Here is a 26,835-nt window from a genome sequence, read left to right on the forward strand (position 1 = left end):
ATGTGGAGCAATTAAAAAAGCAAGTTTGTGATTATATTGAGAGTCATGAAGAAGAAAGTGTGAAATTTTTAAAGCGATTAATTCAAGAAAAGAGCGTATCTGGTGATGAAAGCGGTGCGCAGGCGATTGTGATTGAAAAATTACGTGAATTAGGTTTAGACCTCGATATTTGGGAGCCTTCTTTTTCTAAAATGAAAGGTCATCCTTATTTTGTATCACCCCGTACAAGTTTTTCAGATAGCCCAAATATTGTAGCAACTTTAAAAGGAAGTGGCGACGGGAAATCTATGATATTAAATGGGCATATTGATGTAGTTCCGGAAGGGGATGTGAATCAGTGGGAACATCATCCTTATAGTGGTGAGAGAATAGGAAATCGTATATATGGCCGTGGAACGACGGATATGAAAGGCGGAAATGTCGCACTCATGCTTGCGATGGAAGCGATTATTGAATCTAGCATTGAATTAAAAGGAGACATCTATTTTCAAAGTGTAATAGAAGAGGAAAGTGGCGGAGCAGGGACATTAGCAACTATATTACGAGGATATAAGGCAGATGGTGTCATTATTCCAGAACCTACTAATATGAAGTTTTTCCCGAAACAACAAGGTTCCATGTGGTTTCGTCTACGTGTAAAAGGGAAAGCAGCACACGGTGGAACGCGTTATGAAGGGGTTAGTGCAATTGAAAAAAGTATGTTTGTTATAGAACATGTAAGAAAGCTAGAGGAGAAAAGAAATAGTCGAATCACAGATCCGTTATTTAAAGGAATTCCGATTCCAATTCCAATTAACATTGGGAAAATTGAAGGAGGGAGTTGGCCAAGTTCTGTTCCCGATGAATTAATTTTAGAAGGAAGATGCGGTGTTGCGCCGAATGAGACTATAGAGGCGGCAAAAGAAGAATTTGAGAATTGGATTGCTGAATTAAATGATGTGGACAATTGGTTTGTTGAAAATCCAGTAGAAGTAGAATGGTTTGGAGCGAGATGGGTTCCTGGTGAATTAGAAGAAAATCATGAACTTATTACCGCACTTCATCATAACTTTGTTGAAATCGAAGGGAACGAACCAATTATTGAAGCATCTCCTTGGGGGACTGATGGAGGTTTATTTACACAAATCTCAGGTGTACCAACTATAGTATTTGGTCCAGGAGAGACAAAAGTAGCACACTATCCAAACGAGTATATAGAAGTTGATAAAATGATAGCTGCCGCAAAAATTATTGCATGTACATTACTAGATTGGTGTGAGGTGAAAAAATGAAATACTATGAATCTTTTAGAGAACAGACGAATTGTTATACAGTAGAAGGCGTTTTAGATTATTTTAATAAACGTATCCGAGTAGACCACTATACAGGAAATGTTGAAAGTATTATACAGACAATTGACGAACTAGCAGAGAAACATTCTTTCACTAAATGTATTATTAAAGGAAAGGGAGAGCATGTTTCAACATGGCTCTCTTTCGGTTTTTTGTTGGAAGCAACGATACCTCATTATTTTCAAGGACACGATGCATACTTTTTTGTGAAATATAATAATGATGAAAGACGAAATAGTATGCATTGGACTGAGGAAGATACTATATTAAGCGGTGTAAAAGGAAAAGAAATAAAAGAAAAAGTAGTTCCAGAGAAATTTCTGCTGAGAAAAGCGACTGAAGAAGATGCAGAAGAATTAGCAACTGTATTCGGAAAAGTATTTGAAGTGTATCCGACACCTTTAAATGAAGCGAGTTATGTATTACAGACGATGAAAGAAGACGATACAATTTACTACGTGTATGAATTTGAGGGGGAAATTATTAGTACAGCATCTGCAGAAATGAATATAAAAGAAGGGAATGCAGAATTAACAAATTGTGCTACTTTACCTGAATATCGTAAACATGGATTTATGAAAAGTTTACTAATTAAATTAGAGGAAGAGCTCCGAGAAAAATCTATTTTCTGTTCCTATACAATTGCTCGATCGCTTTCTTTCGGAATGAATGCTGCATTTCATCAATTAGGCTATACGTATACAGGAAGACTGGCGAATAATTGCTACATTTTCGATAAGTTGGAAGATATGAATATATGGGTGAAAGATTTATCTAGCTATTCGAAAGCAGTAAAAATTCCGCCTCAAAATTCGGCTGTAAAGCAAAATAGTTAGGTGGAGCTGGGTGTTCGAAAAAGCCGTACTAATTAAAATATAAAATTGATCAAAATTATAGAACGGAATCGTCATGCTTACAATCGCACATAGGTATGCCGAAAATTCGGCATGTAATTGCTGGATTTTCGGCAAAAGGGGGGATGACATTGCTAGCAGTTTCGACACAAGAAGTCATTGAAGCGATTTTGGGCAGCATTGATGAGGCTATACACGCTGTAGATGAAAATGGAATTACAATATTTTATAACTCTGTAGCTGCAAAACACGATGGATCCAAGATTGAAAAAGTGTTAGGGAAGCATTTGTTAGAAGTGTTCCCGTCTTTATCAAGGGAAACGAGTACATTGATGAAAGTATTAGATACAAAAAAACCTATCGTACATCAAGTACAGCATTATCAAAATTTAAATGGTGAAGATGTTTGTACAGTAAATACGACGTTACCTATTTTTATAGATGGGAATATTGCCGGGGCTGTTGAAATTGCAAAGGATTACTCTACAATTCAAAAACTTACTGACACAATTGTTGATTTACAGTCGAAAATAAAACGGTCATCTAGAAAAAAATTGATTAAAAAGCATGCTGCATTTGAGACGATAGTGACAAATGATACGCGGTTTAAACAGACGAAAGAGCTAGCACAAAAAGTAGCACCAACAGACGCAAATGTTTTAATATATGGTGAAACAGGAACAGGAAAAGAACTGTTCGTACAAGCAATTCATGAAGCTTCTAAAAGAAAAAACAAGCCATTTATTGCACAAAACTGTGCAGCTTTACCAGAGTCGTTATTAGAAAGTTTATTGTTTGGAACGACAAAAGGAAGCTATACAGGAGCGATTGAAAGAGCTGGGCTATTTGAACTTGTTGATGGTGGTACATTATTTTTAGATGAACTGAATTCAATGCCTCTTGATTTGCAGGCAAAAATGTTACGAGTGTTAGAAGATGGAGTCATTAGAAGAATTGGTGATAATAAGACGAGAAAAGTAGATGTTCGCGTTATTACCGCAATGAACCAGCCTCCAGAAATATGTTTACGAGAGAATAAAATTCGCACTGATTTATATTATCGCTTAAACGTATTTTCATTATATATCCCACCGCTTCGTGAAAGAACTGAGGATGTACTATTATTAGCATCTTATTTTTTGAAAGAATATAATAAAAGTTATAAAAAAGGTGTACTTCAAATTGATGAGGAAGCGAAAGATAGACTGCAAGCTTATCAGTGGCCTGGAAATGTCCGGGAGTTAAAACATACGATTGAACATGCTGTCATAATTGCAGAAGGTAATACATTAACAGCTAATTGTTTACCGCGTACATTTCGGAAAGAGAATCTTCCGAAGAAGAAGAGCATATTGCCACTTAGAGAAGCACTTCATCAAACAGAAAAAGAATTAATAGATCAAGCGTTGATTGAAACGGAAGGGAATATATTACAAGCCGCAAAAATGTTAGGTATCCCTCGTCAAACGCTTCAATATAAACTGAGGAAGTACGACAAAACCGCCGAATAATCGGCGGTTTTTGTGTGTTTGCACGAATAAAAGAGCGTTTACATATATAAAAAGTAATGAATATAATGTTAAGTATTGATTTCATACAACGCTTAAAAATATTTTTTCGCTTATGTAATAGGGTTCTCCGCAAATTTACTTATCAACAATGTAAAGTTGGCATAACTATTGCTTATATAAAGGATGAGCGTATAAAAAGGGGGAATAGCAATGTTACATGATGTATACAAACCAAATCGTCACTGGAAGGATATCGAATTATGGAAAGATGTTACTGAAGAGCAATGGAATGATTGGGTTTGGCAATTAACGAATACGATCAAAACGTTAGATGACTTAAGAAAAGTAATTAACTTAACACCTGAAGAAGAAGAGGGCGTTAAAATTTCAACGAAAACGATCCCGTTAAACATTACACCGTACTATGCTTGGCTAATGAATCCTGATGATCCACGCTGTCCGATTCGGATGCAATCAGTACCGATTTCGGAAGAGTTATATAAAACAAAATATGATTTAGAAGATCCGCTTCACGAAGATGAAGATTCACCAGTTCCAGGGCTAACACATCGTTATCCGGACCGTGTACTATTCTTAGTAACAAATCAATGTTCTATGTATTGTCGTTACTGTACACGCCGTCGTTTTAGTGGACAAATTGGAATGGGTGTACCGAAGAAACAATTAGATGATGCGATTGCTTATATTAGTGAAACACCACAAGTACGAGATGTATTAATCTCCGGTGGTGATGGACTTCTAATTAACGATAAAATTTTAGAATATGTATTAAAAAATTTACGAGAGATTCCGCATGTTGAGATTATTCGTATCGGAACGAGAGCACCAGTAGTATTCCCACAACGTATTACAGAAAATTTATGTAACATTATTAAAAAATACCATCCAGTATGGTTAAATACACATTTCAATACATCTATTGAAATTACTGAAGAATCGAAAAAGGCATGTGAAATGTTAGCGAATGCTGGTGTTCCAGTCGGAAACCAAGCAGTAATTTTAGCTGGTATTAACGACAGCGTTCCAATTATGAAAAAACTTATGCATGACTTAGTAAAAATCCGTGTACGTCCATATTACATTTATCAATGTGATTTATCTGAAGGTATCGGTCACTTCCGTGCACCAGTATCTAAAGGTCTTGAAATTATTGAAGGTTTACGTGGACACACATCTGGTTATGCTGTTCCGACATTCGTTGTTGATGCGCCAGGTGGAGGCGGTAAAATTGCACTTCAACCAAACTATTTAATCTCACAAAGTGCAGATAAAGTTGTACTTCGTAACTTTGAAGGTGTTATTACGACGTATCCAGAGCCAGAGAGCTATATTCCAGGAAGAGCGGAAGGATACTTTAAAGAGATTTATCCGAACTACGAAGAAAAACGTTCAGATGTTGGTATCGCAGGTCTTATGAGCGATAAGAAATTTAACCTCGTTCCAGACGACTTACAGCGTATGAACCGTCGTAAAGACTACGAAGATAATGATACTCATGCATCTTTAAAAGATAAACGTGATAAGCGTGATCAATTAAAAGATAAAAAATATCAAGCACAAATGGCTAAATTAGAAGAAAACGACAAAAAAACTGAGGGTGATGCAGTATGAATTGTATGTGGTGTGACAGTACAGAAGCGAAAGAAAGCTTGAATACTGTATATTGGGAATTACCAGATGGTACGAAAGCCATTGAAATCCAAAAGACACCATGTATTTCTTGTTCCTCGTGCGGGATGGACTATCAATCAGACCATACAGTAAAAGAAATTGAAGATCAGTTATTTTTAATTTATACGAAAGATTTACCAAAACAACTAACATATGAAGAATTAATGGGAAGACCACGTCTATTAAAAAGAAATTACTTCGACTTTTAACCAGCTTTTATGCTGGTTTTTTTCTTTTTTGCCTTGTATAATGTACCCAAGTTAGAAAGGTAGGGAATATTTTTGAAAAAGACATTTTACCATTATATGATGAAGCATCGTGCAGCTTTATTTAGAAATGAAATTTCAGATTTAGCAGAGGCGATGTATGATGATTTAAGTTTTCCGAAGCAATCTGAAGACTATGATGAAATTAGTTCATACTTAGAGTTGAGCGGAATGCTAGAAAGTATGTCTATATTTGATGAAGCCTGGGATTTATACATACAAGATAGATAAAAACTATTTGAAAACATACAGAATACATTACTTTATTTAAAGTGAAGTATTCTGTATGTTTTTTTATTGATTTGAAGCTAGTCTAGTTACTAGCTTTTCTTTTGAGTGTAACGTAAATTTTATAAGATTATAATTTTTATTGAAAAAATTTATGAATATAAGCTTCTGTGATAAGCGTTTTTATGTAGGTTGCATATACTGTTATCAAAATCACGACGTCAAAAAAAGGAGAGATAGAGATGGCAAGAAAAAAACAACCTAAATATAACGTAGGGGACATAGTCGTGATTACGCTATATGGAACCGTTGGGAAAATCACAAATATGAAGGTTTTAGATGGAGTTTATGTATACGAAGTCAATAATCACGATGGATTTTACGTAGAGCAAACGCTGCAGCACGTTACAGAGCAAGATATGAAGAAGGGCGATACGGAGTGGATTGAATTAAATTATAATTTCACGTTTGGTGATCTTGTGCAAGTAACTGGATATGATAAAGATGTTTTCCGTATTGTTGGTTTTCGTACAGAAGTATGGAGATATAAGAATGACGCATGGGAAGATACAATTTATGAATTGTCACGGATTACGGATGGTGAATGGTTAGAAGCGGATGAGTCAGATTTAACGTTACTTGCCAATGCTCAAACGGCAAATGCAATTTTGAAGAAACTGAAACAAGATAAAGCAGGTATGAATAAATTAGATTTAGGTAAGTTAAAGTCAATTAACAACTCGAAAAAAGTGAGTGTTAAGACGAATCGTCAAGAAATCATTGATGGATTACTTGATATTTATAACGATTATCAATTATTGTTCGATACATTTAAAGATGAAGAATATAAAATTGTAATGGATGTTGTTCATAATTATTTAGTTAAATTGACAGAGAAAAAATAGTTAACTAGAAAGAGAGAATAAATTGAACAACAACATATGCAGTATAAGGTATGCCTACAATTATTAAAAAAATAAAAAGCCACTTTATAAGAGAGTCTGCCCATTGATCTTCATGCATGAACTCTTCTTTTGTTTGTCCTACTTCATATTGATTTTCCATTATTATTTCCCCCTTTGAATAGCTTGTACTACAATCGTATGCATCTCGTCCAAAGCTTATGACCTATAAAAAAATAAAATCTATTTTTCTAATCTCATATACATAATTTTGAGATTTTTTCATAAAACAGAAATAAAGGAGTGATGCTCATGAAGGAAATTGAAGTCGTGATTGATACGGAAGAGATTGCGGAGTTTTTTTATGAGCAACTAATTGAAAGAGGGTACGTCCCGAAACGAGAAGAAATTGAAGATCTCGCAGATATTACATTTGAGTATTTATTAGAGAAATGCATGATTGATGAAGTTTTTGATGAAGAGGATGAATGAAAGTAACGACGGGCATAACTCGTCGTTTTTTTACTCTTTACAAACCTGTCACAAATATAGTCAATAATTATTGGTATAATTAAAATGAAATTTTACTCAAGAGGTGAAGGGATGTTCAAAAAAATTATTGATTCTTTATTAGGAAAGAAAAAATATCGTTCGTATTCAAGTAGTGATTACCGTCGTAGAGGGCGCTCGTATTCAAGTAGCGATTATAAACGACGTTCATCTGGTTATGGACATCAACATTATAAAAGAAAACGTAAAAGCCGTAGCTTCTTTTCAAGTAGCTGATGAAATGGCGTCGTGTACTAGCATTATTTGATAGACCACTGCGGAAAAATACAATTGTTGCAGAACGTTATAAAATTGAATCAGTAATTGGAATGGGCAGTTATGGGGTCACATATGTCGTTAATGATTTACAAGTAAATAGATATAAAGTCTTAAAACAATTAAGACAAAGTAAACAAAGATATGAGTCTGGTAGAAAATCATTTGAACAAGAGAAAATGATTTTACAAACATTAAATCATCATGCAATTCCTAGTCTGTATGATCATTTCATATGGGAGAAAAAGAGCTTCTTTGTGATGGAGTACATGCCTGGTAAAAATTTTGAAGATTATATTTTCATAGATGGGTATGTATATACAGAACGTGAAGTTTTTGAGATTTTATATGAAATATTAGAAATTGTATCGGTGTTTCATAGTGAAGGCATTATTCACCGAGATTTACGCATTCCAAACATATTAATGAAAGAAAATCAAATTAGTATTATTGATTTTGGATTGGCTAAATGGAAAGGTGAGGGTGATGAGAGAGCTACAACTTACGAAGGTGAACAAGCTTTGATGCGAGAAGTCCACTTTCGTAGCGACTTTTATGCACTCGGTCATTTCTCGTTATTTTTATTATATGCAGGATATGAATCTAATGAAAAACAGGAAAAACCATGGTACGAAGAATTAACTTTGGAAAATTATAATCGCGAAATGCTTATGCGAATGTTACAAATAAAAACGCCGTACTATGAGAATGTACAAGATTTAAAACAAGATGTAGCTTCTGCTTTAGAAAGGATGGAGACTCCATGTTTCAAAAGTTTTTAGCAAGCGTTGGTATTGGGAGTGCAAAGGTAGATACTGTTCTTGAAAAAGATGAGTATATTGTTGGGGAAGAAATAGTTGGAAATGTTCATATAACTGGAGGTTCAGTTAGCCAGCAAATTGAAAGCATTTACTTAACATTATCGACGTCGTATGTACGAGAAGTGGATGATAAAAAAGTAACAGCAACGTATGATTTAGAGCGAGTACGCTTAACAGAACCATTTTCTATAGAACCGAATGAAAAAGTTGAAATTCCATTTTCTTTTCCAATGCCAATTGAAGCACCACTTACACTTGATATGAAAACGGTTTGGATTCATACAGGTCTTGATATTAAACATAGTATAGACCCAAGTGACCGCGACTACGTTCAAGTGTTACCCAATGCATTATTAAGTAGTGTTTTAGATAGTGTAAATGAATTAGGGTTTAAAGCACGTCATATAGAATGTGAAGAATTACCGCATCGATTACGTAAGCAAGTTCCATTCGCACAAGAATTTGAGTTTATTCCAGTTTCTGGAGAGTATTATGGGAAATTAGATGAATTAGAATTATTAATCTTGCCACGTGCATACGATCGACTAGAAATTATTATGGAAGTAGATAGAAAATCTCGTGGTTTAGCTGGATTATTCGCTGAGGCGCTTGATCTTGATGAGAAGGTGATTCGTTTTACCGTAACAAGAGAAGATATCCCTGAGATGAAGCAAAAAATTAATAATTATATTTTTTAATAAACTATGCATAAAAAAGGAATGGAGAGGAAAACTAAAACAACCGCTCCATTTTTTTGCATAGTGAGGTTATGTATGTGAAACGATATCGACATTTATACTTGCTAAGTTTTACGTTACTCATTTGTTTTGTCGTATTATCACTTTCGTATCATACCGCTTGTATTGAGAATTTTGACAATATAGTCGCACATTTTATTCAAAGCTTTCGAAACGATTATTTGACGACCTATTTTACTTGGGTGTCTTTTATCGGTTCCAAAAGGATATTTTTCCCATTACTCATTATTCTTGTAATGTATTTTCTCGTTAGAAAAAAGTTGCTTAGTGCATTGCTTCTAACAATTAATTACTACGGATCTCGTTATTTAAACAGTCTGCTTAAACTATGGTACGAACGAGCAAGACCTGATGTTACGCAGCTTGTTACTGCAACTGGATATAGTTTTCCGAGCGGTCATACGATGAATGCTACGGCTTTTTTAGGATTTATTGCATACGTCACAATTACTGAAGATCGTATTTCGTTGCATAAAAAATTGCTAATTATTCTTATAGCAAGCTTTGTTGTATTATCTATTTCAGTTAGCCGAATATATCTTGGCGTGCACTATCCATCTGACATATTAGCAGGATGGGCAGCTGGCGGTAGCTGGCTCGTTTTATGTGTTATATTCCATAAAACGTTCATAAAAAAAGAACCTATGTCATAATAGGTTCTTTTTTCATTGGCTCAACATGAATGTGTGCATGGTAAATTCCAAACTTTTTGCGAAGCATAGCTTCGATGTTGTCGGTAATACAGTGACTTTCTCCAACATCCATACGAGCATCTACTTCAATTGTAATATCAACGTACGTTTGATTCCCGTACATACGTGCTCGAATATCTACAATGTTTTCCACACCGCCAATATGCTCAATAGCATCAGCGTATTCCTCCATTTTATCAGGGTCAATTCCATCTGTTAGCATATGAGAAGATTCTACGAAAATCTCCCATGCAGTTTTACAAATAATAAGACCAACAATTAAAGCGGCAATAGGGTCTAAAATAGGCATTTGGAACTGAGAACCGACAATACCTACTACAGTACCGATACTTACGAGTGCATCTGATAAATTATCTTTTGCAGCAGCTTCTAGTGATTTACTTTTTGTTCGTGCTGCAATTTTTTTCGTATACAAATACACGCAGTACATAACGACAGCAGAAAATAAAGCAACCCATGCAGCGAGTACATTAGGTGCTGCTTGTTTCGGATTTAAGAAAGATTGAATGGCACTAATAACAACTTCTAATCCGACTGTTGCCATAATGAAGGACGCAACAAGTGATGCGATTTGTTCGGCCCGTGAATGCCCATACGGATGATCTGGGTCACGAGGTTTACGAGATATTTTTAGACCAATTAATATCGCTAAAGAAGCACCGATATCCGTTAAGTTATTTAAACCGTCAGCACGTAATGCGCTAGAGAGGGTAATATAACTGATGATGATTTTCATAGAGGATAAAAATATGTAGGCCATAATGCTGACAATAGCACCTTTATCAGCTTCTTTATGAGAAAGAGTATCCATTTTAATCACTCACCTTTCTTTAAAGGAATTTCTTTCTATAAATAGAGTATCAAACGAAAGTCGTGTGGGTCTATACAAACATTGTTGACGTTTTATAGCTTTTTAAGAAGGGGATAACAAAGTTTCGTGAAGGAAAAATATGTTGAAAAGTACAAAGTCAGGGTGTGAACCTAATTAGAGTTTATTTACTAAAGAGATAGGAGGGTAGATGGATGAAGAAGCGAATACTTTTCTTACTATGTACTATTCTTATAATGACAGGGTGTAATTCATTAAACGATGAAAAACATCAAAAGATAATTGTGAAAACAGATGAAAGCCCTCTGAAAAATATTTTCCAGAGGGCTTTTATTTTAGTATGCTTCTAAAAACTCAGTAACTTGCTCTTCAGTTTTTGCATTAGCACTATGTAAGTGGCCTAGCTTCTCACCATTTTGGTATACAAGTAAACTTGGAATACCCATTACTTGATACTCTTCAGCGATACTTGGAAACTCATCTTTATTAATAGAATACCATTCAAATTTATTGAACTCTTCCATTACATCTCCGATAAAGTTGTCCATACGTACGCAATCTGGGCACCATGTAGTAAAGAACTTAACAACTACTGGCTCCTCGCTTGCGATGATGTCTTTGAATTCTTGTTCTGTTTTAATTTCTTTCATAAGTAAAACTCCTTTCAATATTACACGAATTTATATGCAAAATTCGTATTTGCAAACATGTTGCAAACTTATTATTTGTTTTTTAGTTTTGTAGTTCGTTCACACTTATAAAACTGTATTTTAACTTGTATATAACATGACTGCACTTCTAAGTGTGAAAATAACGGAACCTCACTTTTCTTTATAAGCTTTTTCCAGGATTGTGTCAAACTTCTGAATTGCAGGGTTACCATTTACATTAAATCGTCTGTTTTTATTATTAGAAAGTTTCGCCTATTTAAAAAGAAAACAAGAAAGAAAAAACAAATAATTGAATTCTAGATTATTTACTGCAATAAATAACCTAAGCTTGAATAATTCTCTATCATGGGAAGATAAAGATGTTTCTTGTATGTTTCATAAACTTAAGGATTCTATCGCTTGTATCAGATGCGGCATCGCTATTTTAACAGTAGAATTGTATTAAAAGATAAGTAAAGGGCATCTAATTAAGATGCCTTTTTATTTTAATTACAAAAATTGAATAAGGTTAGAAATTATATGATTGTAATGGGAATTAAGGGATATTAATAAAAAAATTTTATTAGGGATTTGCCTTAAACATTTATTGCAGTTAAGAATATTTATAATAATATGAACTAAAAAAGGTCCGATTTTTGTAATGTTGGAGGGGATTATTGTGGACATAACTCAAAGCGTATCAAGAATAGTGGTTAATGGAAAAGATCTTTCTTTCACTTCAGTTCAAACCTCTGCATGGAATCATGGACCTGTAAATGATTTAATTGTTACGACGAATCAGAGAGTGAATGAGCTTTATCAATTCATGTGGTCACAAGTACCGGTTACGATTTCGGTATATTTTCTTCAAGGGGCGGATTTACTGAGGTTCGTTAGGGTTGCGGGAATTGATGAGCGTGTAACAGGAGAATATGTATATCATTTCATTTGGTGATAAGAAGAATTCGAGGTAGTCTAGCAGCTACTTTTTTATTTTGTCATTTGAATATAAGCGAGCGGACTAGCTTTATAGTACCCACTGAAATAAAGAATCATAATATAATTTGTAACAAATTATATGGAAGTGAGTTGAAAATCATGTTTTATTCATATTTTAATTCTCAAGCTGGCATGCGACCAGCGTATGGTACGTCTATAACGTATAGTGGAGCACAAAGTACAGTCCAAGCTATTCAACAAGCATTACAAATGCAACAACAAATGCAAATGCAGCAGCAAGGAGTACAACCATATTACTCATCCGTAGAGTATTTTTACCCAGTACATCATGTTACACCGTATGGAAGTTCTTTTCTTACTATTCCATATGGAACTGTATACAACTTATAACTAGTAAGGAATGAAGTGGTGTATATAAATAAGGGTGCAGGTTAATAGCGCCCTTATGAACAATAAAAATAGCTAGTCCAAACCTTATAAATCAATCTTACATAATATGTAGTAATAAGTTTGAAAGGGGAATTAGTATGTCTTGTTATTACTACTGTAAGTATTGTAAGGAGTATAAAAAGAAGCACCATGATTGTTGTAAGAACACTAGTAAGTGCCATGATAACAAGGACAATCTTGTTAGAGCATCGGCATTTAGAGCTAGAAATACTGTGAATCAAAATGTTCCTGCTAATACTTTTGTGAAAGTGTTATTTCAAAATGAACAATTTGATTTAGCGAATGAGTATAATCCAGCAACATCTATTTTTATGCCGAAGACTAAAGGAGTATATTCTATTATTGGAACGATTGGTTTCTTTCCAAACGATCCAACTTTAAATTATAGAGCGCGTGTAGAAATTCGTGTGAATGGAAACGCAGCGATAGCTATAGATAATGACTTTTTTGGTCCAATAAGTTTTGGAAATGTAGTAAGTGTTTCGACGATTGTTCAATTGAATGCAGGGGATGAAGTTGAGGTTTATGCACAAAGTAGTATAGATGGAGTTTTAAGTCCTTTAGAAGATGGTGCACATTTTGAAGTAGCAAGATTTCCTTCTCCGATTAAATAAAGTAATTAAACATTGAGTTTACAGAAGCTTAAAGGTAAATCCTCACCGAAATGGTGAGGGTTTTTTACTCTATTAAAAATAGTAACAGGTCGTCCAAGCTATTCTAATCTATATAGCATACTATATAAAAATAAGTGTAAAGGGGGACTAACTATGTCTTATTATTACTGTAAGTATTGTAAAGATTACAAAAAGGAAAGTCATGATTGTTATAGAAAAAGTAGTAAATGTGATAGGAAGTATGTAAAGGTGAAGTGTTGTGATGATAAGAAAGAGGAGCTTGTAAGGGCATCGGCATTTAGAGCTGTGAATACAGTTAATCAACCTGTTCTAGCAAATACTCCTGTTAAAGTATTATTTCAAAATGAACAATTTGATCTAGCGAATGAATATAATCCAGTAACATCCATTTTCACTCCGAAAACTAGAGGGGTATATAGTGTATTAGGAAATATAACATTTTCTCCAAATGATTTTAATGTGAATTACAGAGCTAGAGTAGAAATTCGTGTAAATGGAAATCTAGCAATAGCGATAGATAATGATTTCTTTGGAACAGGAGTATTTTTTAATAATGATGTTTCAGTAACTACTATTCTTCAATTAGAAGCAGGAGATTCAGTTGAAGTTTTTGTAGAAAGTAGTATTGCGGGCGTAATTGTACAAAATGTTAATGGTTTAAATACGGTTCACTTTGAAGCGGCAAGATTTCCTTCTCCAATTAAATAAAACAGATCATTAAATGTTTTTTAGTAGGTTTAGTTAATCCCCTTACCAAATGGTGGGGGATTATTATTGTTTTTCTAAAATATATAAGTAAACAGGTAAAGTGTAGTTTAATTTGTAGAGGCTTTAACCTTATTCAGATAATGAAAAAAATAATATGTAAATAAGTAACATGCTTGTGAAAACTCAGTGTTAGTAAGTTTACTAGTTTTTTTATAGAACAAGAAAGACGAAATACATAAAAGATCGCATCATTACGTTTTTTCTTTACTATATAGAAATTACATATTGAACATAAATTTGTGTAGGGAATGCTAGTACACTGAAAAGAATAACATAAAGGCGATTACACTATATAAAAACAAAATCAATCCTAAGATGAGTAGTATTGGATGCAGCTTGAACATATTTGACCTCCTTGAGTACATAAAGAATTTTAATATATTGTTGGTCAATTTAGAAGGGGACGGTTACATAAAAAAAGAGCATACATAATAAGTACGCTCCAAAGAAAGATAGGTTTTATGAGTGGATAATCTCCATACGATAATATATGTCCTTTTAATAAAAACGTGTAAAAAATCAATGAATTATCAATGGAATATCATAAAATGAGTAATTTTAGTCTAGGAATGCAGTCATTTTCTTTCTCAGTTATTTTAGGTAACAAAGTTGTGAAAATCGTGCATTATGCGGACTAACAACGGGATAACGATCGTACTTCAGTTACATATTTCTTAAAGTCTGGATATTGCGTGATAGTTTGACATTTTGGGGTGCATAGTTGATTAATAATAGACACATTTGTAATTACTTCGTTACAAGGACCGAAAAATGTAACTTTTAGCTTTGAATTTGGTGGGATTTTGAACACGATAGGCTTTTTTTCCATGAAATCAGCTCCTAATATTGAGTATTATAATTTAATGGATATAGAGTCGTATTAGTATAATATGAAATTTCAGTGGATTTGCTTATAATAAAGAATTTCATAGTAGTAAAAGTGCTTAAAGATGTAAAAGGGAAATTGAGAATGCGAAATAAAATGTTTAATTAATATAATCAATAAATACGAAAATAGTTAATATAACTAATACATTTTTTAATTTGTTACATATCATGTTAGTAAGAATTGTATAAGGAGGTAGTATAAAATAGTGGAAGAAAATGTACAAGCTCAGCTTTCGCCACCGTGGATCACATATTTTAATGAATTAAAAAATTCAATAGGTGCTGATCCAACTGTTACAGTTGGGCCACTTATTCCTGTTGGTGGTAATTATATTATTTTAGTGCATGCGTTAAGTAATGAAAAAGCGAGAGCGTTAGCAACGTTTTTAAAATCTTTTGTACAATTTGGGAATGTAAGTGTGACAGTTATTGTAACGAATAATGAGAATGAAATTGTAAATCCATTTCCTTGTCCACTAGATGCATTTGAAATAGCTCATTTATTTCAAGTAGCACTAGAAAACAATCCTTATTTTGAACAAGTTGTGGTACAGCCTCAGTTCCCTGGCGGACCGAATGTTGTCTTTCCGGTGTTCACTGCGGAAGTCATTCAGTTTTTCAATGACGATATTTCTAACTTATGTCAAACGTTTACAGGTGTTGCTGCCAATGTATTTCGTGATGTAATGAATGATGAGGTTTGTGATAGCCCAATATTATTTTCTACAAGTTGTGTTATGAACAGTGAAAATACACAATTACAAAATAAAGATTTAACACCAAAATTGTTTTATTAGACTATAAAAAGACATTTTCAGTAATAGAAAATGTCTTTTTTATGCACCAATAGTGTTCAGGTTGGACAATTGTAGGTTAACAGGAATAATTTTCAATTAATTAAAATTTTTCTAAATCTCATATTTCATGGAAAGATAGTAATTTTGATTTAAGAATATATAGAAAATGAGGAATGATTTTTATTAACTGAAAGGGAATTGATACTGGAAGTTTTAAGTTAATACTATAGGAGGATTTTTTCTAATATCCGTAAAAATGATCAATACCTAAATTGATAGGATGAGACTACATAACAAATAGTAAGGTATATTTCGAATATGATAATATTTTTTGTGACATACATGTTAAAGCTAATAGAAATATTTCTGAAAGAGAATATATTTTGAAAAACAGTAACGATTCTTTTTATTTATATTATAGATAGCTAGTTTTAGAGAGATAAGGCTTACAATAAAACAAGCTATGAATAAGACATTAAAAAGGAGCTGGAATGTATGGGTTATATTGTAGATATTTCAAAATGGAATGGAACTATCAATTGGGATATTGCAGCATCTCAGCTAGATTTAGTGATAGCTAGAGTTCAAGATGGCTCTAATACGGTGGATTTTATGTATCAAAATTATGTTAGTGAAATGAAAAAGTATAGTATCCCATTCGGTAATTATGCTTTTTGCCGTTTTATATCTATTGCTGATGCAAAGAAAGAGGCACAAGATTTTTGGAATCGTGGTGATCAATCAGCTAAGTTTTGGGTGGCGGACGTAGAAGTTCAAACGATGGCAGATATGCAAGGCGGGACACAGGCATTTATTGATGAATTACGCCGTTTAGGTGCGGAAAAAGTAGGATTATATGTAGGGCATCACATGTATTTATCATTTGGAGCACGTAATATTGAAGCTGATTTCGTATGGATCCCTCGTTATGGAGGGAATAAGCCAGCATATCCATGTGATATTTGGCAATATACGGATTCAGGGAATGTTCCTGGGGTTGGGAAATGTGATCTGAATCGATTAGTAGGAAATAAGTCACTTTCTTGGTTTATAGATTCGAACAAAGCAAATCAACCTAACATAGTGTATACACAGCAACCGAATGGCATTGGTATTGCAGTTTCGAAATATCCTGATGGATACGGAATAAATTTATATGAGAACCCTATGAATCCTCAATTTACAGGTGCACTCACTCAGAAAATTCCATATTTAATCTTAACAGGTTATTGGGAAGGCGGTGAGCAAGATATGATTTGTTTAGGGAACGATAAGCAGTGGGCATATTTAAAACATTTTAAGGTGAAATGGTTTTATGCAACTTCGAAATATCCTGTCGGCTACAGAGTAAATTATTATGAAGAGCCTGAATGTATGAATTATAAAGGAAATATAGATGGATCGACATCTTTTCGAGTGTGGGATAGAGTGGGAAATGCGGTAGATATCGGGCAGAATAGTTGGATACCTGAAGAACATGTAATTATTAAGTAACTATAGAAGTTATATTTTTTTGGAGCATATAAAGAGTTTTCTTACTATACATAGTAAGAAAACTCTTTATATTTAAAAATGAAAATACATGATGCATAGTCTACTCATATGAAATGAATTACATGTAGAAAACACACTGTTTTCACAATGACTGTGTATAGTTAATTTGCATAATGATAAAAGTGAGGTATTTGAATTGAAAAAGAAAAAGATATTTATTGGAACGATTATTTCATGCTTGATGCTAGCATTATCTGCATGTGGTTCCTCAGACAACGTAGTAACATCAAAAGTAGGAAATGTTACAGAGAAAGAATTAAGTAAAGAATTACGACAACAATATGGAGAAAGTACTTTATATCAAATGATGTTAAGTAAGGCATTGCTAGATAAATATAAAGTTTCAGATGAGGAAGCAAAAAAGAAAGTAGAAGAAGCAAAAGATAAAATGGGTGAGAACTTTAAATCGACTTTAGAACAACTTGGATTGAAAAATGAAGATGAATTAAAAGAAAAAATGAAGCCAGAAATTGCATTTGAGAAAGCAATCAAAGCAACAGTTACAGAAAAAGATGTGAAAGATAACTATAAACCAGAAATGAAAGTAAGTCACATTTTAGTGAAAGATGAAAAAACGGCTAAAGAAATAAAGGAGAAAGTAAATAATGGTGAAGATTTTGCTGCCTTAGCAAAACAGTATTCAGAAGATACTGGTTCAAAGGAACAGGGCGGGGAAATATCTGGTTTTGCTCCTGGGCAAACAGTGAAAGAATTTGAGGAAGCTGCGTATAAATTAGATGCAGGCCAAGTAAGTGATCCAGTTAAAACAACTTACGGTTACCATATTATTAAAGTGACGGATAAAAAAGAATTGAAGCCATTTGATGAAGTAAAAGATAAAATTCGTAAAGATTTAGAACAACAAAGACTAGAAGATACGACAGGTAAATGGAAACAACAAGTAGTCAATGATTTATTGAAAGATGCTAATATTAAAGTGAATAATAAAGAATTTAAAGATACATTTAAATTTCTAGAAAAGAAATAATGACTGTAATCATAACTAGAAAAGGGAACTCATATAGAGTTCCCTTTTCTAATTAGTGTGTGAGTTATAAATAGATAGTAAGACAATACAATATTACATTTAAATATTAAGAATTGCAATGGGAAATTATGGGTTTAAATTAAAGGAATTATAATTATTTCAATGGAAGTAGATATGATACGGTTTTCATTATGCAAGTTTGTTACATATATTTACTCTTTAATAATGGGTATCGAACATAATTTACAAAATAATACATATAATGTTTTTGAATAAATATTTAACGTGGATAATTAGTAAAAAGCTGAGCATTCGATTGGAAAGGATGTTCTTTTTAGTATGAAAATTTTAGGATAAAGAATGAATCGCTTTAAACGCGTCATTTACCATATCAATAAATTAAGGTGGAGAGAATATATGAAAGTAATCTTTCAGGGAGAGGGCGGCGCGAAAATATTTGAGTCATATGATGAAAATATAAGTGATTTATTAGCAATATTAAAAGAAACGAAAGGGATTAAAATAGGGATGGTTAAGTATAAAGTGTTAAAGTACGAACTTAATTATTTTCGTCATCCGAAAAAATCGGATACAGAGAGAGAGTTACATATAATAGTACAACCTATGTAATAAAATATAATAATAAAAATCACTGATTCAGTTTTGCAAAGTTTCATAGAGTATGTAAGAAAAGAGAGTGTTGTAAATGTTCTCTTTTCTTATGCTTTGTGAGTTCGTTCATCATAGTATATGTTTTCAGTTATAGATGGTTAATAAACGAAAAAATTTAAAACTTTTTTGTTTGGGTAGGGATTTTATATATGAATAAATATACTATGAAGTATTTTTTATACGAATATTGGAGGAGTATAAAATGAGTTTAGCTAGTTACATAGGCTGTAATGTAGAAATTCAGTTAACGGTTCCAGATTCTAATGATGTAATTGTTTTTGGACCGTGTTTTTCAGATGAAAGTATGCTTGAAATTGTACAAGAGTATCAATTCCAAACAAATTTCACATATGAGGTTTCAACTAGTTGGGGAATTGAATTTGTCGAGTGGCAAAACGTAAAGGAAAAAAGAAGCGAAAGAAAAACTTTTAACTTTATGCAAGATTATGGAAGGCTATTTGGAAGATGGAGACTATTTCGAATTATTTAGTTGTTGGGTTGGTGATGAAGGTAAGGAATGAGTAGGGGAATTGAAATTAAAAATAAATCATTTTAATATAGATGAATTATGTATTCCAGAAAGAACATTAGTTAGGATAGAAAAATAAAATTTGAAATATTTTTTAGAAAAAGGCGATTTCACTTTGTGTGAAGTCGCTTTTTAGTTGTTATATGTATTTCATTTTACATAAGAAATGAGAAGTTTATTTGATAAAGGAAAAAGAAAGTATAGAGGTAAATAAAATTGTGTTTTTTGTTAAAAAATAATAAGTATGGCTCTTCTCAAAAGAACGTAAGTTCGTGTATAATAAGAACTAATGTTCCTTAGAGGGATAACCTAATTATAATTTAGAAGTAAATCCGAGTTTAGTGAGTATTAAAAATAACTAAGGGATAGTATGACTAAATAAATGTATAAATGATCAAGGAGATAAAAAATGAACGATGTAAAGATACAAAAAGAAGAAAGAGAGTGGGTTCCGTTTACAGTAATATCCGAACAACTTTTAAATATGAGAAAGATTATTGGAGAGAAATTAAAAGTACAAAAACCGCTTTTAACAAATGAAGCAAAAGAGAGAATTTCTGATAAATTATTAAATTCATTACTGTCTGAGAAAGAAATATTGATAACATATTTTGAAGATGGCTACATATTAACAAGCTACATGACAGTTGTACATATTAATCCGGTAAAACAATTTGTAATTTGTACAGACGCCTTTTATAAAACTTACGTATTTAACGCTATGGATATTATTGAAATAACGTAAAAGAAGCTGAATATTAAATGGCAGCTTCTTTTATTTCTGATTTATGAAATAAATAATACAAGAAAAAGCAGCTAGCTTCGCGCTAGCTGCTGAGCCCCAGGGAAAGGGAGAAAAAGATAGGGTACTCCAAAATCAACAAGAGCTGTCAAACAGCCTGATTATAGTATAGACAAATTAAAATTTTCTATACAGAAAGTTAAACATAAGATTAGGCTGTACCCACTTGGTTTTGATCTGCAAGGTCAGAATCAAATGTATTGGTCGCGCTAACACCGCTAAAAGTATTAACAACAAAACCAACGTTTGATGCGCCGGAGCCATTATAAGCTTTCGTATTTTCTTTCGGAGAAACGTTGTAGAAATCACCTAAGTTAAATGAACCATTACTATTTTGTACAACTAAATTTCCTACAACTGATGGCATAATTTTCACCTGCTTTATAATAAGTTGTTAACATTACTATATGGAGTTATAGTCCAGATGGTTCATACAATAAAAATTGTGGGATAGTAAAACGTTTGGAGCATGGATTTCAATAAAAGTGTGTTAAAATTAATATAATAAAGTTGAGTATTTTTTTGAAAAATTTGTATAATTAATATATATGAAAATAAAGGAGGCAAAATGTAATGAAAGATATTATGAAAAAAGTTGATTTAACAGATGCCAAATCAAGTAATCTTGTTGCACTAATTTATAGTAATGAAGTTATATTAGTTGAAGACGCATTTTGTCCAAATGAAATAAAATTAAAGTTTAATGAAATTGCAATTTTATCTGCAATTAAAACAGCTCATATTGCGAAAGTTTCTATTAGGAAAGAACTTGAAGCGCTTTTTCATGATACGGGTGTTATATTAGTGAAACAAAATGTTGATTATGGTAGTAGTCAATCTATTACCATGCATTTTGAGCAATTTAAAAAATTGCAATATGAGATTGAACATTTAAATAAAAGTATGTCATAAGGCAGCTAAATAAAGGTTCTATCATAAAGGTGGAATGTGTTGTGTTGAAAAAGTGGTTTAAAAATTATTTGGGTGAATCGCATTGTAAACATAAATATATTTTTATTAAGATGCAGGATAATGAGGATTTTAAAAAAAGGTACATTAGGTGTAGTTTATATTTACTAGTGTGAGAAATGTGGAAAAGAGAAGTTGAAATGTAAAAACAATAATGAAATAAACAATGAATTTTTAGATAGGTAGCAAAAAGTAACCATGATGGTTACTTTTTTTGTTTATGTATGCAATATCAAAACTATTACTAAAGTATGAGTTGAGTTGATACTATAGTAAATGGCTGAATAAAAATGAAGAGAGTAATATATAGGGAAGGAGGATGAGCGAAATGAAGAGAAAAGAAATTGGTAAGTCTGTAATTATTACAGGTGTGACACAAGGGTTAGGACGTGCGATGGTTGATCGATTTCATGAATTAGGGTGGAACATATATGGTTGTGGACGCTCAAAAGATAAAATTGAAGAACTAAAAAAACAGTACAGTAAAATACATGATTTCCAAGTAATTGATATTTCAGATTCTCAGCAAGTTAACAATTGGGCAAATTATATACTTAATAGACATAAGGCTCCCAATCTGATAATAAATAATGCATCGATTGTAAATCAAAATGCACAACTTTGGAAAATTACGGCTCAAGAATTTGAAAATGTAATGAATGTAAACGTGAATGGTGTAGTAAATGTAATAAGAGCGTTTGTTCCAGCAATGGTAGTTAGGAAAGAAGGGATTATCATTAATATGAGTTCTAGTTGGGGAAGAGAAGGTGAGGCTGAGCTTGCGCCATATTGTGCCTCGAAATTTGCTATTGAAGGTATCACTAAATCTATGGCCCTGGAATTACCCTATGGCATGGCTGTAGTTGCTTTAGATCCTGGAGGGAGTATTAGTACTCCAATGCTGAAGTCATGTGCTCCACAATATATAAATGAATCACCTACACCTGAAACTTGGTCACATAAAGCAATTCAATATATATTGAATATAACAATAGATAAAAATGGAGATTCGTTGACATGTCCAGCATGCATATAAAAAAGCACCTTTAAGGTGCTTTTTTATATTGGTAGTACATTATATCATTCACAAAATCACATATGAAAAATAAAATAAACGATTAAGGGTGAGATTTGTTTGTTTTGAAAGCTTTAGAAAATATTTAAATAGGTGATAAAAATGAATCCACGCGGTTTAAAAGTGACAGGGGCATGGTTTCAAGTGGGAGGGAACCTTACAGCTGCTATTGGGACGACAAGAGGATTTATTGGAGAAGAGAAAGTTGAATCGGACCTTGTTATTGTAGGGAGCTCATTACAAGCCCTCGGGTATATATTACAAATCATTGCGAGCAAGTATGATGACGGGGAAGAAAAAAGAGAAAATCAAAATATAGGCTTAGAGAATCAAAGTAAATTACTTGATAAAATAGGAATTGAGTTATTAGCATTAGGGAATATATCAAATGTAATAGGAACATATTTTAATATAAATGAACAATTGAAAGAAAATGATTTTCTTATTATTATAGGGAACAGTTTACAATCAATCGGTGCTTTTTTAGGAGTAGAAGCAGCTTTGATGGATATAAATGTACTACAGAAAATTATTATACTAGGTAACTCCATGCAAAGTTTAGGAGCTGGATTACAAGCGTATCAAGGCGTTTCAAATTTATTGAAAGATGAGAGAGAAAATGAAGATAGTATTTTTGATAAGAAGGATGAGAGAATAATTGCACTCATTGGTATTTGGATACAAGCGCTTGGAACGTTAATTTCTGCAATTGGAGTAACTGCAATAGAGGAAGAAAATAGGCTAGCAAACAATGAAAAGTCTGAAATACTTATATAAGTAGAAGGAGAGACATTGATTTTAGAGGCAAGTTAAGATTAAAATAGTAGTAGGTTTCTTTGCGTATATTTTGAAAAGTGATATATAAAATACAAAATAAGGAGTTTTCAAGGGATGATGTATTTATTAGCAATTTTTCTTCCGCCTGTTGCTGTATTATTTTGTGGAAAACCAATTCAGGCAATAATAAATTTCATATTAACACTAATATTTTGGGTTCCAGGAGTTATACATGCAATTCTTGTAGTGCATGATAAAAAAGCTGATCGGCGTTTGAAAAAACAAATTCAAGCATATGATGAAATTAATAAGAGGAATCGAAGGTAATTTATCTGTAAAATATTTTTTAAAAAAAGGAGGATTAACCTCCTTTTTTTAGTGGGTGTTAAGTTTAAATTTTTGTGTGGCGGAAAGAATTTTTAATGTAAGTTTTATGATAATAACTTTTAGATTGTGCATGTAATAGGCCAGTATAGATACTTTCTGGTACATTAAAGAAATCGTACATACCATTCTTTAATTGGATTCGCAAAATCATAGAAAAAGGATTGTAGCCAACAGCAACTATATTTTTTGAAATCACGGGAGATAGCTTCATCATTACGCAACTCCTCACTTTTCATTTTTAATAATTTCTTGTAGATGTTGAGGTTATGAAGTTGAAATCCTTATAATTTAAGAGGTATTATACTTATATGCAATATATTAAATGTTTGTTATACGTAATTATAAGGAAGTTCACACGAAGTACATATCGTTGTGCTATTTTTATTTCACCTTTGATTTATAAATAAGAAAATATTGACCATTTGAAAAAAAGGTATATTATTTATACGAGGTATTAAAAATTCACTTTTTACATTCTATGCTTAAAGGGGCAGCGTTATTAGGAAAAATAGAAGTGAAAATAGTTTGTATAAGAAGTATTCTAAAAATTATAATCTGTGAATTGGGAAAATATTGAATGCTCCAGGTCAATATACTTTCTTAATCAAATTCATTTTAGAAAGTGACCTCAATATTTTTAAGTAAATCAACGGGAGAATTGAAAGGCAGGAGAAAGTAACATGTCAGAAAATTATCGTTCTCGAGAGGAACGACGACAAGTTAAAAAGAAAAAACAGCCAGCGTCTAAAACACAAAAACCAAAAGGTAAAACATCATTCTTTCGCAAGTTTTTAATTACTTGTTTATTACTTGGTATTGTTGGTTTAGTGGCGGGGGTTGCTACCTTTTTTGTAATGATTAAGGATGCACCAAAACTTGAGAAAGCAAAACTTGTTAATCCGTTATCCTCAAAAATTTATGATAAAAACGGGGATTTGGTATATGAATATGGAAAAGAAAAAAGGACGAATGTTACGTATGAGCAAATACCTAAATTAGTAGAAAATGCATTTTTAGCGACAGAAGATTCACGTTTTTATGAGCATAGCGGAGTAGATTTTAAAGGTACTGCCCGTGCTGTTCTAGTAAGTCTTAAAGGAGATTATGGTTCTCAAGGTGGAAGTACGATAACACAGCAAGTTATTAAAAACTACTTCTTATCAATGGACAAAACACCAAAGCGTAAGGCACAAGAAATATATTTAGCTTATAAGCTAGAACAACAGTATTCAAAACATGAGATATTAGAGATGTACTTAAATAAAATTAACTTAGGAAACCGTTCATATGGGATCGCAACAGCAGCACAAAACTACTATGGTAAAGAATTGAAGGACTTAACATTACCAGAAGTTGCGATGCTTGCAGGTTTACCGAAAGCACCGAATAACTATGATCCAACGAAAAAAGAAAATGTTCAAAAAGCAACAGAAAGAAGAAATGTTGTTCTAAACTTAATGAATCGACATGGATATATAACAAAACAGGAAATGGAAGAAGCATCAAAAGTTGACGTAGAAAAGGGACTCAAGCCTGCAACTCAACTACAAACAATGCCATATCCTGCATTTATGGATGCAGTTGTGAAAGAAGTAGAAAAAGAATTGCCAGATGCTAATATAGGTTCTGACGGTTTAGAAATTTATACAACGTTAGATCCGAAAGCACAGAAACTTGCTGATAATATTTTAAATAATAATATCATTGATTATCCGAACGATAAATTCCAAGGTGCATTTACATTTATGGATACGAAAACAGGAGAAGTTCGTGCTATAGGTAGTGGCCGTGGAGAAAATAAAGCTGTATTTAAAGGACACAATATGGCAATTGAATTAGATCGTGCAGCTGGTTCAACGATGAAGCCGATTTTCGACTACGCTCCTGCAATTGAATATTTAAAATGGGCTACGTACCATCAAATTGATGACTCTCCATTTAAGTATTCAACGGGACAAGAAGTACGAAATTCAGATAGAAGTCACATGGGTCCAATTACAATGCGTGTAGCATTAGAAAAGTCACGAAATATCCCAGCAATTAAGACTGCGAAAGAAGTCGGAATTAATAAATCAAAAGACTTCTCTGAGAAATTAGGCATTACATTTAATGCAGCACCGACTGAATCAACAGCGATTGGTACAAATGAAGTATCACCAACTGAAATAGCGGGCGCTTATGCGGCATTTGGTAATGATGGTAAATATACGAAACCGCATTTTGTTAAGAAAGTCGTTTATCCAGATGGTAAGTCACAAAGTTTTGGACAAAAACCAAAACAAGTTATGACAGATTCTACAGCATATATGATTACAGATATGCTTCGTTCTGTAGTTAGATCAGGTACTGGTACATCCGCAAATGTAGCATCTTTAGATGTAGCTGGAAAAACGGGTACGACAAACTACTCATCAAAACAATTAGCTCAATATAAAATTCCAGAAAGTGCAACTCGTGATAGTTGGTTTGCTGGATATACACCGCAATATACGATGGCAGTATGGACTGGGTATATGAAAGATGGCAAAGACGAGTATATTAGTAGTAAAAATACGAAAATTGCACAGTTGATCTTTAAAGAAATGATGAGCGAAATGGCTACAGATAAATCACGCTTTAAAATGCCAAGTAGCGTCATTCAAGAAGGTAGTGAGCTACGTATAAAAGGTGAAAAACGTGATTCATCGCCAAATACTAGCGTACCGGATACAACGGAGCAACCAAAACAAGATCAACAGCAAAAAACTGAAGAAGAGAAAAAGCAAGAAGAATTAAAGAAACAAGAAGAACTGAAAAAACAAGAAGAACAAAAGAAACAAGAGGAACTTAAGAAGCAAGAAGAACAAAAGAAACTAGAAGAGCAAAAGAAACAAGAAGAAGAAAAGAAACAAAATGAACAAAATAACGGAGGAGGCCAAGGAACGACACCTCCAGCGAATAACGGAGGAGGCCAAGGAACGACACCTCCAGCGAATAACGGAGGAGGTCAAGGAACGACACCTCCAGCGAATAACGGAGGAAACCAAGGAACGACACCTCCAGCAAATAGCGGAGGAGGTCAAGGAACGACACCTCCAGCGAATAATGATGGAGGTCAAGGAACTCCAACCCCACCTGCAACAGTACAACCAAATAATGGTGGAAATGCAGGAGAGGTTCCTGCCAATAATGGACAATAAGAAAAATTTATAGAAAAGTTTTCAA

At 33.0% G+C, this 26,835-nt stretch carries 32 protein-coding genes and 2 pseudogenes; 28 read left to right on the forward strand and 6 right to left on the reverse strand.

Annotated features, from left to right (window positions below; translation table 11 throughout):
• The first annotated feature begins 2 nt into the window (after positions 1-2).
• From BCG9842_RS10800 to BCG9842_RS10830, 7 genes are all read left to right on the forward strand, one after another.
• On the forward strand, positions 3-1,271 hold the full coding sequence (locus tag BCG9842_RS10800) for a peptidase (protein WP_000436696.1): 1,269 nt from the start codon (positions 3-5) through the stop codon (positions 1,269-1,271).
• Positions 1,268-2,167, forward strand: a complete 900-nt coding sequence (gene ablB, locus BCG9842_RS10805) for a putative beta-lysine N-acetyltransferase (RefSeq protein ID WP_000878599.1) — start codon at positions 1,268-1,270, stop codon at positions 2,165-2,167. Before BCG9842_RS10800 ends, ablB begins: the two co-directional genes overlap by 4 nt.
• Positions 2,168-2,310: 143 nt before the next feature.
• Positions 2,311-3,696, forward strand: coding sequence for an arginine utilization transcriptional regulator RocR (rocR, locus tag BCG9842_RS10810; protein WP_079997150.1), 1,386 nt, complete (start codon positions 2,311-2,313; stop codon positions 3,694-3,696).
• Between the two features lie 210 nt (positions 3,697-3,906).
• The gene (gene ablA, locus BCG9842_RS10815; RefSeq protein WP_000902145.1) at positions 3,907-5,328 is read left to right on the forward strand and encodes a lysine 2,3-aminomutase; all 1,422 of its coding nucleotides are present in this window, start codon (positions 3,907-3,909) and stop codon (positions 5,326-5,328) included.
• A complete protein-coding gene (locus BCG9842_RS10820; protein WP_000995766.1) occupies positions 5,325-5,597 on the forward strand; it encodes a YokU family protein in 273 nt (90 codons plus the stop codon). The genes ablA and BCG9842_RS10820 overlap by 4 nt, the downstream gene beginning before the upstream one ends.
• A gap of 72 nt (positions 5,598-5,669) precedes the next feature.
• Positions 5,670-5,885, forward strand: a complete 216-nt coding sequence (locus tag BCG9842_RS10825; protein ID WP_000750717.1) for a YozE family protein — start codon at positions 5,670-5,672, stop codon at positions 5,883-5,885.
• A 239-nt stretch (positions 5,886-6,124) separates the two neighbouring features.
• On the forward strand, positions 6,125-6,787 hold the full coding sequence (locus tag BCG9842_RS10830; RefSeq protein WP_000101498.1) for a hypothetical protein: 663 nt from the start codon (positions 6,125-6,127) through the stop codon (positions 6,785-6,787).
• Positions 6,788-6,791: 4 nt separating this feature from the next.
• On the opposite strand, the gene BCG9842_RS29610 is transcribed toward BCG9842_RS10830, so the two are convergent.
• On the reverse strand, positions 6,792-6,947 hold the full coding sequence (locus BCG9842_RS29610) for a DUF3930 family protein (RefSeq protein WP_000431485.1): 156 nt from the start codon (positions 6,945-6,947) through the stop codon (positions 6,792-6,794).
• Positions 6,948-7,096: 149 nt separating this feature from the next.
• Between BCG9842_RS29610 and BCG9842_RS10835 the strand changes: the two genes are divergently transcribed.
• The 5 genes from BCG9842_RS10835 (at position 7,097) to BCG9842_RS10855 (ending at position 9,841) form a co-directional block, all read left to right on the forward strand.
• Positions 7,097-7,276: a YozD family protein gene (locus BCG9842_RS10835; RefSeq protein ID WP_000658451.1), complete on the forward strand. Its 180-nt coding sequence runs from the start codon at positions 7,097-7,099 to the stop codon at positions 7,274-7,276.
• Between the two features lie 111 nt (positions 7,277-7,387).
• The gene (locus tag BCG9842_RS10840; RefSeq protein ID WP_000473371.1) at positions 7,388-7,570 is read left to right on the forward strand and encodes a hypothetical protein; all 183 of its coding nucleotides are present in this window, start codon (positions 7,388-7,390) and stop codon (positions 7,568-7,570) included.
• A complete protein-coding gene (locus BCG9842_RS10845) occupies positions 7,570-8,391 on the forward strand; it encodes a serine/threonine protein kinase (protein WP_000872072.1) in 822 nt (273 codons plus the stop codon). Before BCG9842_RS10840 ends, BCG9842_RS10845 begins: the two co-directional genes overlap by 1 nt.
• Positions 8,373-9,128: a sporulation protein gene (locus tag BCG9842_RS10850; RefSeq protein WP_000486635.1), complete on the forward strand. Its 756-nt coding sequence runs from the start codon at positions 8,373-8,375 to the stop codon at positions 9,126-9,128. Before BCG9842_RS10845 ends, BCG9842_RS10850 begins: the two co-directional genes overlap by 19 nt.
• 77 nt (positions 9,129-9,205) lie before the next feature.
• On the forward strand, positions 9,206-9,841 hold the full coding sequence (locus BCG9842_RS10855; protein WP_002082842.1) for a phosphatase PAP2 family protein: 636 nt from the start codon (positions 9,206-9,208) through the stop codon (positions 9,839-9,841).
• Here BCG9842_RS10855 and BCG9842_RS10860 read toward each other — a convergent pair.
• Together BCG9842_RS10860 and BCG9842_RS10865 are read right to left on the reverse strand one after the other, a co-directional pair.
• Entirely contained in the window at positions 9,831-10,712 is an 882-nt protein-coding gene (locus BCG9842_RS10860; protein ID WP_000380385.1) for a cation diffusion facilitator family transporter, read from the reverse strand. The genes BCG9842_RS10855 and BCG9842_RS10860 overlap by 11 nt on opposite strands.
• A gap of 353 nt (positions 10,713-11,065) precedes the next feature.
• Positions 11,066-11,380: a thioredoxin family protein gene (locus BCG9842_RS10865; protein ID WP_000658787.1), complete on the reverse strand. Its 315-nt coding sequence runs from the start codon at positions 11,378-11,380 to the stop codon at positions 11,066-11,068.
• Between the two features lie 679 nt (positions 11,381-12,059).
• On the opposite strand from BCG9842_RS10865, the gene BCG9842_RS10870 reads away from it, so the two are divergent.
• The 4 genes from BCG9842_RS10870 (at position 12,060) to BCG9842_RS10885 (ending at position 14,133) form a co-directional block, all read left to right on the forward strand.
• Complete coding sequence (locus tag BCG9842_RS10870; RefSeq protein WP_000355694.1) at positions 12,060-12,335, forward strand: hypothetical protein; 276 nt, start codon at positions 12,060-12,062, stop codon at positions 12,333-12,335.
• 143 nt (positions 12,336-12,478) lie between these two features.
• Entirely contained in the window at positions 12,479-12,730 is a 252-nt protein-coding gene (locus BCG9842_RS10875; RefSeq protein WP_000500101.1) for a DUF3947 family protein, read from the forward strand.
• Between the two features lie 137 nt (positions 12,731-12,867).
• Positions 12,868-13,404, forward strand: a complete 537-nt coding sequence (locus BCG9842_RS10880) for a C1q-like domain-containing protein (RefSeq protein WP_002162813.1) — start codon at positions 12,868-12,870, stop codon at positions 13,402-13,404.
• 153 nt (positions 13,405-13,557) lie between these two features.
• On the forward strand, positions 13,558-14,133 hold the full coding sequence (locus BCG9842_RS10885; protein ID WP_000122941.1) for a hypothetical protein: 576 nt from the start codon (positions 13,558-13,560) through the stop codon (positions 14,131-14,133).
• 694 nt (positions 14,134-14,827) lie between these two features.
• Here the strand turns inward: BCG9842_RS10885 and BCG9842_RS10890 are convergent.
• Complete coding sequence (locus BCG9842_RS10890; RefSeq protein ID WP_000412557.1) at positions 14,828-15,022, reverse strand: hypothetical protein; 195 nt, start codon at positions 15,020-15,022, stop codon at positions 14,828-14,830.
• A gap of 265 nt (positions 15,023-15,287) precedes the next feature.
• Between BCG9842_RS10890 and BCG9842_RS10895 the strand changes: the two genes are divergently transcribed.
• The 6 genes and pseudogenes from BCG9842_RS10895 (at position 15,288) to BCG9842_RS10920 (ending at position 20,366) form a co-directional block, all read left to right on the forward strand.
• On the forward strand, positions 15,288-15,878 hold the full coding sequence (locus BCG9842_RS10895) for a hypothetical protein (protein WP_000392278.1): 591 nt from the start codon (positions 15,288-15,290) through the stop codon (positions 15,876-15,878).
• 495 nt (positions 15,879-16,373) lie between these two features.
• Positions 16,374-17,372: a glycoside hydrolase family 25 protein gene (locus BCG9842_RS10900; protein ID WP_000540669.1), complete on the forward strand. Its 999-nt coding sequence runs from the start codon at positions 16,374-16,376 to the stop codon at positions 17,370-17,372.
• A gap of 196 nt (positions 17,373-17,568) precedes the next feature.
• On the forward strand, positions 17,569-18,420 hold the full coding sequence (locus tag BCG9842_RS10905; RefSeq protein ID WP_000727339.1) for a peptidylprolyl isomerase PrsA: 852 nt from the start codon (positions 17,569-17,571) through the stop codon (positions 18,418-18,420).
• Positions 18,421-18,837: 417 nt separating this feature from the next.
• On the forward strand, positions 18,838-19,050 hold the full coding sequence (locus BCG9842_RS10910) for a hypothetical protein (RefSeq protein WP_000864274.1): 213 nt from the start codon (positions 18,838-18,840) through the stop codon (positions 19,048-19,050).
• 244 nt (positions 19,051-19,294) lie between these two features.
• Positions 19,295-19,700, forward strand: a pseudogene (locus tag BCG9842_RS10915) (hypothetical protein).
• A gap of 330 nt (positions 19,701-20,030) precedes the next feature.
• Positions 20,031-20,366 (forward strand): YolD-like family protein, encoded by a 336-nt coding sequence (locus tag BCG9842_RS10920; protein WP_002162812.1) that lies wholly within the window; start codon positions 20,031-20,033, stop codon positions 20,364-20,366.
• Between the two features lie 208 nt (positions 20,367-20,574).
• Here the strand turns inward: BCG9842_RS10920 and gerPF are convergent, their stop codons facing one another.
• Positions 20,575-20,790, reverse strand: a complete 216-nt coding sequence (gene gerPF, locus BCG9842_RS10925) for a spore germination protein GerPF (RefSeq protein ID WP_001141569.1) — start codon at positions 20,788-20,790, stop codon at positions 20,575-20,577.
• 206 nt (positions 20,791-20,996) lie between these two features.
• Here gerPF and BCG9842_RS10930 point away from each other — a divergent pair, with 206 nt between their 5' ends.
• From BCG9842_RS10930 to BCG9842_RS10950, 5 genes and pseudogenes are all read left to right on the forward strand, one after another.
• Positions 20,997-21,335, forward strand: coding sequence for a hypothetical protein (locus BCG9842_RS10930; RefSeq protein ID WP_000651908.1), 339 nt, complete (start codon positions 20,997-20,999; stop codon positions 21,333-21,335).
• 41 nt (positions 21,336-21,376) lie between these two features.
• Positions 21,377-21,578, forward strand: a pseudogene (locus BCG9842_RS10935) (hypothetical protein).
• A 142-nt stretch (positions 21,579-21,720) separates the two neighbouring features.
• Positions 21,721-22,428: an SDR family oxidoreductase gene (locus BCG9842_RS10940; protein WP_000823053.1), complete on the forward strand. Its 708-nt coding sequence runs from the start codon at positions 21,721-21,723 to the stop codon at positions 22,426-22,428.
• Positions 22,429-22,569: 141 nt separating this feature from the next.
• Complete coding sequence (locus BCG9842_RS10945) at positions 22,570-23,244, forward strand: DUF6944 family repetitive protein (RefSeq protein ID WP_001069566.1); 675 nt, start codon at positions 22,570-22,572, stop codon at positions 23,242-23,244.
• A 114-nt stretch (positions 23,245-23,358) separates the two neighbouring features.
• Positions 23,359-23,571, forward strand: a complete 213-nt coding sequence (locus tag BCG9842_RS10950) for a YqaE/Pmp3 family membrane protein (protein WP_000990219.1) — start codon at positions 23,359-23,361, stop codon at positions 23,569-23,571.
• 64 nt (positions 23,572-23,635) lie between these two features.
• Here BCG9842_RS10950 and BCG9842_RS10955 read toward each other — a convergent pair whose 3' ends face one another.
• Positions 23,636-23,845 (reverse strand): KTSC domain-containing protein, encoded by a 210-nt coding sequence (locus BCG9842_RS10955; protein ID WP_000977080.1) that lies wholly within the window; start codon positions 23,843-23,845, stop codon positions 23,636-23,638.
• 466 nt (positions 23,846-24,311) lie between these two features.
• On the opposite strand from BCG9842_RS10955, the gene BCG9842_RS10960 reads away from it, so the two are divergent.
• The gene (locus BCG9842_RS10960) at positions 24,312-26,810 is read left to right on the forward strand and encodes a transglycosylase domain-containing protein (protein ID WP_001293953.1); all 2,499 of its coding nucleotides are present in this window, start codon (positions 24,312-24,314) and stop codon (positions 26,808-26,810) included.
• Positions 26,811-26,835 lie beyond the last annotated feature (25 nt).

This window comes from Bacillus cereus G9842, assembly GCF_000021305.1.
GTDB lineage: Bacteria > Bacillota > Bacilli > Bacillales > Bacillaceae_G > Bacillus_A > Bacillus_A thuringiensis_S.